The 13,155-nt window shown below is 38.6% G+C and carries 14 protein-coding genes; 7 read left to right on the top strand and 7 right to left on the bottom strand.

What is annotated here, in order from left to right; genetic code table 11:
* Nucleotides 1-179: 179 nt before the first annotated feature.
* Nucleotides 180-443, top strand: coding sequence for a hypothetical protein (locus VXM68_RS08010; RefSeq protein WP_293884674.1), 264 nt, complete (start codon nt 180-182; stop codon nt 441-443).
* A 25-nt stretch (nt 444-468) separates the two neighbouring features.
* Here the strand turns inward: VXM68_RS08010 and VXM68_RS08005 are convergent, their stop codons facing one another.
* Entirely contained in the window at nt 469-2,577 is a 2,109-nt protein-coding gene (locus VXM68_RS08005; protein ID WP_367210955.1) for a S9 family peptidase, read from the bottom strand.
* A gap of 338 nt (nt 2,578-2,915) precedes the next feature.
* Here VXM68_RS08005 and VXM68_RS08000 point away from each other — a divergent pair, with 338 nt between their 5' ends.
* The 4 genes from VXM68_RS08000 (at nt 2,916) to recA (ending at nt 6,747) form a co-directional block, all read left to right on the top strand.
* On the top strand, nt 2,916-4,541 hold the full coding sequence (locus tag VXM68_RS08000; protein ID WP_367210954.1) for a S8 family serine peptidase: 1,626 nt from the start codon (nt 2,916-2,918) through the stop codon (nt 4,539-4,541).
* An 80-nt stretch (nt 4,542-4,621) separates the two neighbouring features.
* Nucleotides 4,622-4,813 carry a hypothetical protein gene (locus tag VXM68_RS07995; protein ID WP_209577767.1) on the top strand — a complete coding sequence of 64 codons (192 nt, stop codon included), beginning with the start codon at nt 4,622-4,624 and terminating at the stop codon, nt 4,811-4,813.
* 162 nt (nt 4,814-4,975) lie between these two features.
* Complete coding sequence (gene nth / locus VXM68_RS07990; protein WP_293953263.1) at nt 4,976-5,653, top strand: endonuclease III; 678 nt, start codon at nt 4,976-4,978, stop codon at nt 5,651-5,653.
* 68 nt (nt 5,654-5,721) lie between these two features.
* Nucleotides 5,722-6,747, top strand: a complete 1,026-nt coding sequence (gene recA, locus VXM68_RS07985; RefSeq protein ID WP_209577765.1) for a recombinase RecA — start codon at nt 5,722-5,724, stop codon at nt 6,745-6,747.
* A 308-nt stretch (nt 6,748-7,055) separates the two neighbouring features.
* Here recA and pruA read toward each other — a convergent pair whose 3' ends face one another.
* The 6 genes from pruA to VXM68_RS07955 all read right to left on the bottom strand — a co-directional run bounded on the left by pruA (nt 7,056) and on the right by VXM68_RS07955 (nt 11,485).
* On the bottom strand, nt 7,056-8,693 hold the full coding sequence (gene pruA / locus VXM68_RS07980; protein WP_312332479.1) for an L-glutamate gamma-semialdehyde dehydrogenase: 1,638 nt from the start codon (nt 8,691-8,693) through the stop codon (nt 7,056-7,058).
* A 159-nt stretch (nt 8,694-8,852) separates the two neighbouring features.
* Entirely contained in the window at nt 8,853-9,506 is a 654-nt protein-coding gene (gene msrA, locus VXM68_RS07975) for a peptide-methionine (S)-S-oxide reductase MsrA (protein ID WP_294185926.1), read from the bottom strand.
* Nucleotides 9,507-9,752: 246 nt separating this feature from the next.
* Entirely contained in the window at nt 9,753-10,361 is a 609-nt protein-coding gene (locus tag VXM68_RS07970; protein ID WP_293884679.1) for a superoxide dismutase, read from the bottom strand.
* Between the two features lie 99 nt (nt 10,362-10,460).
* Nucleotides 10,461-10,928, bottom strand: coding sequence for a nucleoside deaminase (locus VXM68_RS07965; RefSeq protein ID WP_294185930.1), 468 nt, complete (start codon nt 10,926-10,928; stop codon nt 10,461-10,463).
* A gap of 9 nt (nt 10,929-10,937) precedes the next feature.
* Nucleotides 10,938-11,279: a tRNA-binding protein gene (locus VXM68_RS07960; protein WP_294185932.1), complete on the bottom strand. Its 342-nt coding sequence runs from the start codon at nt 11,277-11,279 to the stop codon at nt 10,938-10,940.
* Nucleotides 11,276-11,485, bottom strand: a complete 210-nt coding sequence (locus tag VXM68_RS07955) for a hypothetical protein (protein ID WP_293952932.1) — start codon at nt 11,483-11,485, stop codon at nt 11,276-11,278. Before VXM68_RS07955 ends, VXM68_RS07960 begins: the two co-directional genes overlap by 4 nt.
* Nucleotides 11,486-11,572: 87 nt before the next feature.
* Here VXM68_RS07955 and VXM68_RS07950 point away from each other — a divergent pair, with 87 nt between their 5' ends.
* Nucleotides 11,573-12,169 (top strand): porin family protein, encoded by a 597-nt coding sequence (locus VXM68_RS07950; protein ID WP_294185934.1) that lies wholly within the window; start codon nt 11,573-11,575, stop codon nt 12,167-12,169.
* A gap of 171 nt (nt 12,170-12,340) precedes the next feature.
* Nucleotides 12,341-13,111 carry a succinate dehydrogenase cytochrome b subunit gene (locus tag VXM68_RS07945; RefSeq protein WP_293952936.1) on the top strand — a complete coding sequence of 257 codons (771 nt, stop codon included), beginning with the start codon at nt 12,341-12,343 and terminating at the stop codon, nt 13,109-13,111.
* The last annotated feature ends 44 nt before the right edge of the window (nt 13,112-13,155 follow it).

The following is a 13,155-nucleotide window of genomic DNA, read 5'->3' as shown; positions in this document are numbered from 1 at the left end:
TTTCAAGCGATTAATCCGCAACAACACGGGACTATACTGCACCCATTAGCGATGTTAATTTGACAATAAAACAGATAAAGGTTTAAGGCTTTATCAATTGAAATTGATGTTTTCGCTATTGGTTCGTTATTTTTAGTCAAAAACGATACTTTTGTAAGGATCATTTAACGGAGAGTAATATGTCACCAAGTTTAATTTTCTATATTATTTTTGCGGTCCCTTACATTGTATTTATGTATTGGCTCGTTAAACAGGACAAACATAAGTATGCCTGGGGGATAGCAATCATTACTATCGTTGCCATATTGGCGATCTACGTATCGCAGAAAGCCAGTAAAGTGGCCATGGACAATTATCAACAGCATCAGATCGATTCGAGAGAAATCGAACGGGAAGAGCGTTTACAAAAACAACAGGATAGTATTAATCATGCTCAACAATAAAAAAAGCGGTATTAACCGCTTTTTTTTATTGTTCGCTTGCATCGTTTGGAATAATTCCTTCCAATTTAAAGAGAAAAGCATACGCTAATGCGATTTCCTTTAAATAGTCAAATCGACCAGAGGCTCCACCATGGCCATAATCCATATCTGTTTTCAAAAGTAAAACCGCATCCCCAATTTTTGTTGCCCGCAGTTTCGCCACCCATTTAGCCGGTTCAAAATACTGCACCTGACTATCGTGTAGCCCCGTCGTAACAAGCAAATTTGGATACTCTTTCGATTCAATATTCTCGTAAGGCGAATAGCTTTTCATATAAAAATAAGCCTCCTCTTCATTTGGATTACCCCATTCATCATATTCATTTGTCGTCAACGGTATGGTATCGTCCAGCATGGTATTCACAACGTCCACAAAGGGAACCTGAGCTATAATGCCATGGTATTGCTCGGGTGCAATATTAGCAACTACCCCCATTAGCAGACCTCCAGCACTACCTCCTTGTGCATAGAGATGTTCCGGTGCACAATAATGCTGGTCAATCAAATATTGACCACAATCCACAAAATCATAAAAGGTATTCATCTTCTGCATCATCTTTCCCGCTTCATACCACTGACGCCCCATTTCTTCTCCACCTCTAATATGCGCCAAGGCGTAGATAAAGCCACGATCCAGTAAACTCAGTCTATTGCTTGAAAAAGTAGGATCCATCGAAGCTCCATAGGATCCATAGGCGTATTGCAATAAAGGAGCTGTGCCATCCAGTTTGGTTCCTTTCTTATATACAATAGATATAGGTACCTGAACACCGTCTCTTGCAATCGCAAAGATACGTTCGGTGATATAGGCTGCTTGGTCATACCCCCCCAAAACTTCCTGTTGCTTCAATAATACTTTACGCTGTTCGGACATATCATACTCGTAGACCGAGTTTGGCGTTACTAAAGAAGTATAACCATATCGCAGTTTCTGACTATTGTATTCCGCATTTATGGCAGGATATACCGTGTAGGCAACCTCTCCAAAATCCAGATAATGCTGTTGATGACTATTTAAATTATAAATCGCTAATTGAGTCAATCCATTTTTCCGTTCAGCAATCGCCAAAAAATCCTTAAATTCCTCAATATCACTGATCAATACATCTGGTCGATGGTCTAGGAATATTTGCCAATGAATACGCTCGGTACGATCTAATGGACATTGCATGATTCGAAAATTAATAGCCCCATCATTCGTAAGGATTAAAAACCGATCTTCCAACACAACAACAGAATAAAGAACATCGTGGATCCTAGGCTGAAAAACACGAAATGCCGACTGCGGGAAATCCGCATCCAACAACCAGATTTCCGAAGATAAAGTTCCCTCCGAATTGATAAAGATATATTTTCCATTTTTCGATTTACCAACTGCAATATAATTTGTGTTATCTTTTTCTTCATAAACAACCACATCCGAAGCTGGATCACTTCCCAATGTATGCCGCATAATCTTTTCACTGAGCAACGTAATAGGGTTCTTTGCGGTATAAAAAAGGGTTAGGTTATCATTTCCCCAAATTGCCGCCCCCTCGGTATTTCTTATCTGATCGGGAAAAATTGCTCCAGTCTCCAGATCCTTCACATATATGGTATATTCTCTACGGGAAACGGTATCTACACTAAAAGCAAGCAACCGGTTATCCGGACTCACTGAAAATCCTTTTGCTGTATAATATGCATGTCCCTGAGCAAGCTGGTCAACATCTAGCAACACTTGTTCTTCGGCATCGAGTGTACCCTTTTTCCGACAGAATTTAAAATATTGTTTTCCCTCTTCTGTCCGGCTATAATAATAGTAGCCGTTTTTGTAATAAGGCACTGACTCGTCTTTTTCTTTAATACGAGATTTAAGTTCATGAAATAAATCTTCCTGCAGGTGCGCAGTATCTTCAAGCATCAAGTTGGTATAAGAATTCTCTCTCTCAAGATAATCAATCACTTCTTGAGCTTTTTCTCCCTTTTTAAAGTAATCGATCATCCAGTAATAATCATCTTGAACAGTATCATTATGCACCTTTCTGATATGGGGATAAACAGCTGCTTTTGGGCCCATCACGTTAGGCCAGTATATTTTTTTATTGTGTTGCATTCTCTTGTAATATGCTATTTTGATAAACTCTTTTTAGGAAACGGCCTGTTTCACTGGAGTAAAACAGCGTTTGTTTAGAAATGGGTTGAATTTAAGATATTTCTTCAACAGTTCGGCGTTAAGGAATAGATTATAAGTACTTTTAATAAAAATTAACAGTTCAGAAGATGCATTAGCATTATCTTTGCTATTCTACTTCAGTCAGGCGTTGTTGCACTTACCTACGTAAGAAGAACATGGGCAGGAAGAAAATTTAATATAAACAGAATAGCTTATCATGTGTCATAGCTTCATTGAAAAGAATGAGTGCAGACACCTTAATCAATACTTATTTGCATATGAATTTAAAGAAATCACTATATCTCATTACTTTGGGTTCTTTACCTCTCTTTTCTTTCGGGCAGTCGGACACCATTCCAGCGAATTGGTTCAATCTGGATTATAAAACGGACGGGGTTATGGGAATCAGTACCGAAAAAACCTATAAGACTTTGTTGAAAGGAAAAAAATCTATCCCAGTCATTGTTGGTGTCCTGGATGGTGGGGTGGATATTCATCATGAGGATCTCAAAGATGTGGTGTGGATCAACACGAAAGATAGTCTCTCCAATGGTGTGGACAACGATGGTAATGGCTATATCAACGATAAATACGGCTGGAATTTTATTGGAAATGCTGATGGAAAGAATGTTCAGTTTGACAACTTGGAATTGACAAGGATGCTTAAAACATTGGATCAAAAATTTGCTAACATCACAGCTGCATCTGAGCTCAATGAGGTAAGCAGAAAAGCCTTCGACAACTATCGAAAGATGACTGCTGAATATAAAAACAAACTCGAAGAAGCGAAGATGGGACAGTTTTCATATGATGCGCTAAAACGCAATATAGATGCTGTCGTCCGTGAAATCGGCAAGAAACCCGAAGACATCACGCAAGAAGATATAGACAATTTTAAGGCAACCTCGAGCACCCAACGAATTGCGCTAGGCTATGCTAAAGATGAAATACAAAATGGTGGCTTTGCCAAATTTTTCGATGATATTACCGAAGGCGCAAAATACTTCAATAACCAGGTAGATTACCATTTAAATAAAGCGTACAATTCCCGACCGATCGTTGGAGATGATTACGAAGATGCTTCGGAGCGGTACTATGGTAATGCTGATGTGAAAGGTCCAGATGCATTACATGGAAGCCATGTGGCGGGAATTATCGGCGCAAAACGTAATAACAATATTGGTATTAACGGAGTAGCAGACAATGTTAAGATACTTACCGTTAGACTTGTCCCTGATGGTGATGAGCGCGATAAAGATGTGGCAAATGCGATTCGTTATGCAACAGACAACGGCGCAAAAGTAATTAATATGAGCTTCGGGAAGGGGTACGCCTATAATAAACAGACCGTTGATGATGCCGTCAAATATGCTGAATCAAAAGATGTATTGATGATCCATGCTGCAGGGAATGACAGTGAAGATAACGATATTGAGCCTAATTTTCCGATGAAATATTATACTGATGCAAAAGGGGATACAACCGGCGTTGCCAACGCTTGGATCACAGTAGGCGCAACTGGCCTTCGCCTAGACAACGAGCTTCTCGCAGATTTTTCCAATTATGGTAAAAAAACTGTCGATGTTTTTGCACCTGGTGTGCACATCAATTCAACTATACCAGATTCGAAGTATAAAGAAGAACAGGGTACGAGTATGGCTGCTCCAGTTGTTGCCGGTTTAGCCGCAATGATCCGTTCTTATTATCCAACTTTGAGTGCAGTGGAAACCAAAAGGATTATTATGGAATCAGTGGAAAAACCAGACCAACTGGTACAAGTGAAAGTTGGTGAAGATGCAACAAAAACGGTTCGCCTATCCGATATATCCGTCACTGGCGGTATTGTCAATGCCTATAATGCTATCATTAAAGCAGAGGAATATACCAACAGAAAGAAAAAATAAATATTTTCTCGTTTTTTATACCAAAACCACCTTTTGTCCGTTTAATTATTTAACTTACAGAGACAAAACACAAGATGCTTATGGTAGAAAATTTTACCCAATCAGAAAACGAAGTTCAAAATTTGATCACCCAAAATGAAAAGGTAATGACAGACGAGGACATTGAAAATGAATTAAAACTTCAATTACCAAAAATGTTGCTTCATCCAAGCAAAAGATGTATTAAGAATATCCTCGCATATTCTAAACAACTGGAAAAAAGAAAAGCCTAATCTCGGAGATTAGGCTTTTCTTTTTAAACTTACACACCCAGTACCATACAGTGTAAACCAGCTACATTATTTTTGCGCTATGTAATTTAACGATAGATTATTCCCCATGTAATGCATTCCAAAATTTCTTTTTTGATGGAAATTTTGGCTAGTTTTGAAGCAATGTTAAAACAAGAACGATACAAGGCTTTTGTAGATTATTTCTCCAAAAATAGTCCTGATGCGCAGACAGAACTCAATTATGGCAATGCATTTGAATTACTTGTTGCGGTTATTTTATCTGCGCAGTGTACAGATAAAAGAATCAATCAGGTCACGCCCAAATTATTCGAGCGCTACCCCGATGCACATAGTTTGGCAGCTTCTAGCGTAGATGAAGTATTTAGTTATATACGATCAGTAAGCTATCCGAATAACAAAGCGAAACACCTTGTGGGCATGGCTAAAATGCTGATTGATCAGTTCGATAATAAGGTGCCGGAAAAAATCGAGGACCTGGTGAAACTTCCGGGCGTCGGTCGAAAAACCGCTAACGTCATTTCATCTGTCGTCTACCATAATCCAGCTATGGCCGTAGACACACATGTTTTCCGTGTTGCAAATCGTTTAGGCCTAACCTATCGCGCCACAACACCGTTGGCCGTGGAAAAACAGTTGGTGAAAAACCTACCTAAAGATACGATCGCGATCGCCCATCATTGGCTAATCTTACATGGACGTTATATTTGTCTGGCCCGAAAGCCAATGTGTGAGAAATGCCCGATCACTTATATGTGCAAATATTTTGAAAAAAACCATCGTATCAAAAGTATTTCGGATGAGCTAGAAATAAAAAGCTAATTTTTTTAGTGAATAATACTTGGTTTATGATTTTTAATTTTTAATTTTGAGAAATATATACTAAAAATATGAGCAACACAGATAAACTAAAAGCGTTACAGCTGACGTTAGATAAATTAGAGAAGAACTTTGGAAAAGGTTCAATTATGAAATTGGGAGATACTGCTGTTGAGCCTATCGAGGCTATTTCTACAGGATCTCTTGGTTTGGATATCGCCTTAGGGATCGGTGGTGTACCAAAAGGCCGTATCATTGAAATATATGGACCTGAATCTTCAGGTAAAACTACTTTAGCGACACACATTGTTGCCGAAGCACAGAAAAAAGGCGGTATTGCAGCTATCATCGATGCTGAACATGCTTTTGATAAATACTACGCTCAAAAATTAGGTGTAGATGTGGAGAACTTATTGATTTCTCAACCAGATAACGGTGAGCAAGGTTTAGAAATTGCGGATAACCTAATCCGTTCTGGAGCAATCGACGTCATTGTTATTGACTCCGTGGCAGCTTTGGTACCAAAAGGCGAAATCGAAGGTGAAATGGGCGACTCTAAGATGGGACTTCAAGCTCGTTTAATGTCTCAAGCTTTACGTAAGCTGACGGGTACAATTTCAAAAACAAACTGCTGTTGTATTTTCATTAACCAGCTGCGCGAAAAAATTGGTGTGATGTTTGGTAACCCAGAAACGACAACGGGTGGTAATGCACTCAAATTCTATTCTTCTGTTCGTTTAGATATCCGTCGCACATCACAGATCAAAGACTCTGATGAAGTATCGGGTAACCGCGTAAAAGTAAAGATTGTAAAAAATAAAGTAGCCCCTCCATTCCGTATCGCAGAATTTGATATCATTTTTGGTGAAGGTATCTCTAAGGTCGGTGAAATCATTGATCTGGGTGTTGAATACGGTATCATCAAAAAGGCAGGCTCTTGGTTTAGCTATGGTGACACGAAACTAGGACAAGGCCGGGATGCTGTCAAATCCTTGTTATTCGACAACCCCGATTTAATGGATGAACTTGAGGGAAAAATCCGCGCCGAGGTAACAGGAGAAGATCCGATGCTTAACGTTGAGGAAAACGAAGACTAGTTGCTGTAAAAATTAGTATAATGTAGGTAGCCATTCTATATAGGATGGCTACTTTTTTTATAGGACCTATCTTGACACCTTGCCAATAGGGCTAAAAACTTCAAAGACTGCGTTTGTAAAGCTACACGAAATCGATTACTGCTATGTTCAATTAACCGCGCAAAAAAAAAACTGAATGAGCCTAGTTCTATATTAAAATTCATCCTATCCAAATAGAATAAAAATGTGCGTACAGAAGTGAGATTCTTTTAAAAATAAAAAAGGACGCTTTAAGTGTCCTTTTTTATTCAGCAAGCAGTTTAACTTCCTTATTCTCCTTTTTCCAAGAAAGGATATCTATAATCTGTATCTGGATTAAATGTCTCTTTGATTGTACGTGGAGATACCCAACGAAGCAGGTTGATCATTGATCCTGCTTTGTCATTTGTACCCGAGCCTCTAGCACCACCAAACGGTTGCTGACCTACGACAGCACCTGTACACTTATCATTGACGTAGAAATTACCAGCGGCATGTCTCAATTTATCTGTTGCTAAATTAATAGCATAACGGTCTTGTGCAATAATTGAACCTGTCAGCGCATAAATAGAAGTCTTGTCAACGATAGCTAATGTTTCTTCAAACTTAGCATCCTCGTAAACATAGATGGTCAGTACCGGTCCGAACAACTCTTCAACCATTGTTTCGTAATCAGGCTTGGAAGCTTCAATGATTGTTGGATGAATGAAATAGCCTTTAGATTTATCGTAAGTACCACCGACTACTATTTCTGCGTCATTAGACTCTTTAGCTCTATCAATGTATTTTGCCAATTTATCAAATGATTTTTCATCTATAACAGCATTGATAAAGTTTGTAAAATCCTCTGTACCACCAATCGTAAATGACTTCACATCGTTCGTCATAGATTCTTTCAATGCTGGCCACAATGATTTAGGAATATAGGCGCGTGAAGCTGCAGAACATTTTTGACCTTGGTATTCAAAGGCACCACGAACCAAAGCTGTATTTGCAGCTTTCAAATCGGCCGAAGGGTGTACAACGATGAAATCCTTACCGCCTGTCTCACCAACGATACGTGGGTACGTTTTATAACGGTGAATATTGTTACCTATCGTTTTCCAGATATCCTGGAATACACCTGTTGAACCTGTGAAGTGGATACCTGCAAAATCAGGATGTTGGAAAATCACATCACCTGCATCAGGACCAGAAACGTATACCAAATTAATAACTCCATCGGGAAGTCCGGCTTCACGGAAGATCTTCATCAATACATTCGCCGAATAGATCTGAGTATTGGACGGTTTCCATACCACAACATTTCCCATCATAGCGACACATGAAGGCAAATTACCTGCAATAGCTGTAAAATTGAATGGAGTCAACGCAAATACGAAGCCCTCCAACGGGCGTTGTTCCACACGGTTCCAAACACCTTTTCCTGAAATAGGAGGTTGTTGCTTATAGATCTCAGTCATATATTGCACATTAAAGCGCAAAAAGTCAGTGATCTCACATGCTGAGTCAATTTCTGCCTGATAGGGGTTTTTAGATTGACCCAACATCGTCGCAGCATTCAGCTCATAACGGTATTTTCCTGATATCAATTCAGCAGCTTTTAAGAATATTGCTGCACGATCTTCCCATGCAAGATTTTCCCAATCTTTTTTTGCGGCTAAAGCGGCATTGATTGCATCTGTTACGTGAGATTTATCGCCTTGGTTGTATTGACCTAAAATATGCTGATGGTCATGTGGAGGAGCTATTGTTACTTTTTTAGAAGTAGTGATCTCTTTACCGCCAATATACATGGGGATATCGATCTGTTTTGAACGTGCCTCATCAATTGCTGCTTTCAACAATTTGCGTTCTTTTGTTCCTACAGCGTAAGTATACACCGGTTCATTGGTAGGAACAGGAACTGTAAAAAATCCTTTAGACATATTACAAGTATTTATTATTCAATCAAAAATGCTATCCATTAATCATGAAGGCTATCCACCCTATTACTTGGTATGAAAGATCATGATTTCAACTTATTAACTTGACACTAAATAGCGCTAATAGCGTAAAATTACCTTAAATATTATGAATACCCAAAGTTACTGTCCCTCTTTCACTACCTTGGAAAAGATACGTTTAAATTTTTCCAATTTCGGTTTAATGACCAATTGACAGTAAGGTTCCTTTCCATTTAAGCGGTAATAATCTTGATGATAGTCTTCTGCCGGATAAAATATTGTTGCCGGAACTACTTCGGTTACAATAGGTTTATTAAAAACCTTTTCTTTTTCCAAAGCCGAAAGATAATACCGCGTCTTGTCAAGCTGTTCTTTAGTATGCACAAATATAGCCGACCGATATTGCGTACCGACGTCGTTTCCTTGTCGATTAAGTTCAGTCGGATCGTGTGCTACAAAAAATGCCTCTAATAGCTTATCATAACTGATCACACCGGGATCAAAAATAATCTGAGTTGCTTCGGCATGCCCGGTGCTTCCACTACAAACTTGGGTATAGGTCGGATTTTTGGTCCATCCTCCGGTATATCCTGACACAACATTTACAACACCTTTCAGTTCTTTAAACTGTGCTTCGGTACACCAAAAACAGCCTGCGGCAAATGTCGCCGTATCCAGCTTAGCCGCATTTTTTAAAGGCAATTTAGAGAAGTCGACTTGCTTGGTCTGTGGTTTCTGCCCCTGACAGGATGTACAGGCAACAAATGCCACCAACATTATAAAAAGATTTTTCATATGCATCGTTATTAATTTGGTTGTAAACGCTAGATAAAGTACTCGTTTTATCAGCGACGCTGTACAGAATAAAACAATATAAAAATAAACGCTGTTTACTGAAACAAACCTTCGTGATTTCGTAGCTACAACCAGCAAGTAGAGCGAAATGAAGGCTCTTCTTAGCCAATACCGCGGGAAACTTTCAAAAAAAAAGCGACAATAAATTGAATTGTCGCTTTTCTGATTGTATTATCAAATGAACTTTTATTTCGATGCGGCATAGTTTTGCGCTACGGCATCCCAGTTGATCACATTGAAAATTTCTTCCAGATACGCTGGACGCTTGTTTTGAAATTTCAAATAATAAGCGTGCTCCCAAACGTCAATACCAAGAATTGGTGTACCTTTCACTTCAGCAACATCCATTAATGGATTATCCTGATTTGGTGTAGAAGTTACAGCTAATTTTCCATCAGCATCAACGATTAACCAAGCCCAACCAGACCCAAAACGAGTGGCGCCAGCAGCTTGAAGTTGCTTTTTCAATTCATCAAATGAACCAAAAGTAGCATCGATTGCTTCAGCTAATTCACCTGTTGGGGCTCCACCAGCGTTTGGACCTAAAACTTTCCAAAACAAAGAGTGATTATAATGACCACCACCGTTGTTACGTACAGCTGCAGAATATTTACTTACATTTTTGATGATATCCAATAACGATAGATTCTCTGCGTCTGTGCCTGCGATTGCTTTATTTAAATTATCCACATAGGCCTGATGGTGTCTGTCATGGTGGATTTCCATTGTAGTCTTATCAATATGTGGTTCCAATGCGTCGGCTGCGTAGGGTAACGCTTCTAATTCAAATGCCATATCTATTTTAATTTAAATGTTTATTACTCTATATATATACAAATATAACACAATATATAACGTTATGTTTTTATGTATTACAATAAATTCAATATCTCACTAACGTTTTTGACGAAAAAATGATTTTACTAAATCAGCGCATTCTGCTTCCAAAACACCGTATGAAATTACGGTTTTGGGATGCAATATCTTATCATGAAAATGTGAATAACCACGTTTTTCGTCCTTTGCTCCATACACGATCTTCCCGATATGTGTCCAATAAGCTGCTCCAGCACACATAATGCACGGCTCTATGGTGACATATAAAGTACATTCATCCAGGTATTTACCGCCAAGATAATTTGCAGCTGCTGTAAATGCCTGCATCTCTGCGTGAGCGGTCACATCATTCAGTCGCTGTGTCAAATTATGCCCCCTCCCTATTACACGTCCACGATGAACAATAACTGCTCCAATAGGCACTTCTCCTTCTTCATATGCCATCTTTGCTTCGTTCAATGCCATACGCATAAAAGACTCATCACTATCGATCAGTTGTGTTCCTTCAAAATCTATAAATGTCATGACACAAACTTAGCTAAGTTTAGATCCATTTGGTAATTTTTTATCAACAGAAGTCAAAACAATATCCCCATTTTCATCTGGAAAACCGGTCACCAGGCATTCCGAAAAAAAATTAGCGATCTGTTTTTTGGGGAAATTCACGACTGCAACGACTTGTTTTCCGATCAGTTCTTCTTTGCTATAGTGTACCGTAATCTGGGCACTGCTTCGCAGTATCCCTATCTCATCACCAAAATCAAGTTTCAGTTGATAGGCTGGTTTCTTCGCTTTTGGAAAATCCTGTGCATCCAAAATTGTTGCTACTCTCAAATCCACCTTCTCAAAATCGCCCCAGCTAATAGTATCACTCATAATCTATTGCTACTGATATCCTGAATCTCTTTACCTATCGTAAATAAAACATAGGAAGGTTTCCGCCGCAAACGCAAAGACAATCTATTGATCAACTTATCTTCATCTCCTGCTTGAAAAGCTAAATCTTCATCACTTAAATGATTGTACTTGCGACGGAGTTTCTCTTTGGCTACTTGCCATTGTTCTTCGTTAATTTTCAGCATAACTAAGATTTAGGTATAAAATTTGTATATCTTTACTGAACTGTAAAAGTTTGTTTAAAGATACAATATATACATAAATAAAAGATTATGAAAAAGATTTTACCAGCATTACTTTTGATTTGTGGTAGCGTAGCAACGGCACAGGCGCAGCTTCTCCCTGGATTTGAGGTGGGTGTTAAGGGTGGCTTAAACTTCTCAAAGCTTAAAAGCGATGGAAAATATTTCAATTCTGACACGAAAGCTGGCTATCAAGCGGGGCTCTACGGCCGTGTTGGTGTATTAGGTTTCCATATTCAGCCTGAGGTTTATTTAACAGGTAAAAACACAAAAGTAACCAATCAAAATGGTGAATCTACAGATGTTAAATTTACCACAGTGGATGTCCCGGTGTTATTGGGCAAACGTTTTGGCTTAGGTCCGATTGGCGCTCGAATCCAGACGGGGCCAATATTCTCATTTAAGGTGGATGACAAACAAGATAAGGTTTTTGATCAATTAAATCCAAATAACTATAAAAAGAGCGGTACCTCATGGGCATTTGGTGTAGGCGCTGATGTTTCCAGTTTGCGTGTAGATCTACGTTATGAAATGGGCTTAAATAAAGTCAATAATGAGAGCCAGGCAAATCCAAAAATCAATATGTGGAGTATCGGTTTAGGCTACAGATTATTTAGTATTCTATAGTAGGTTAAGCTGAGTTTATATACCGTTCGAAAGTCCGTTTTTATTCAAAACGGACTTTTTATTTCAATAAACTTTAGAACCGTTCTAAATTGTTGCTTTTTCTTGTCAAAATGGTATCATATTTAATAGCAAATAGTAGATTTGCCTAATTAAAATTAAATTACAAGGATAATGAGTAAATCAAAGCCAGTTTTCAGTTCTTCGATTGGGAAGAAGCTAATCATGAGCTTAACAGGAATCTTCCTATGTTTATTCCTAGTTGTTCACTTGGTTGGTAACTTGCAATTATTTAAAGATGATGCGGGTCTAGCGTTCAACAAGTACGCCTATTTTATGACTCACTTTACACCAATCAAAGTTGTTTCTTACTTATTGTATGCTTCGGTAATTGTTCACGTCATCTACGCTATTATATTGTCGATGAAAAACAAGGCCGCCCGTCCTATTGGTTATGCCAAATATGATGGTCAAGCAAACAGCAAGTGGAATTCACGCAACATGGGTATCTTAGGTACTGTCATTTTAGTATTCTTAGCGACACACATGTCTAATTTTTGGTGGAAGTTTCACAATGATGAAGTGCCGTACATCGAATACCGTACTGATTTGGCAACTGGGCAAACCACAGCGAGAGAACTTCAAGCATCTGAATTCCATGACTACCAAGAAACGGTAGAAAACAATGTTCAAATCGTAAAGGCAAGAGATTTGTACAAGCAAGTTGATTTTGCTTTCAAAAATGTTGCATTGGTAGCTTTGTATGTGATTGCAATGGCAGCTTTGGCGTTCCACTTAATTCATGGTTTCCAATCTGCATTCCAAACTTTAGGTTTTAACCACAGAAGATATATTGGAATTGTCAGAGCAATCGGTGTTTGGGTATTTGGGGTATTAATTCCAATTGGCTTTGCAATAATGCCATTGTTTTTCTTCTTTAAATAATTCAGAATCTTTTAAGATAAAGCTCCGGCTCTATCGATCAATAT

Source organism: Sphingobacterium sp. R2 (genome assembly GCF_040760075.1).
GTDB lineage: Bacteria > Bacteroidota > Bacteroidia > Sphingobacteriales > Sphingobacteriaceae > Sphingobacterium.
This window is presented reverse-complemented; position numbering and strand designations above follow the sequence as displayed.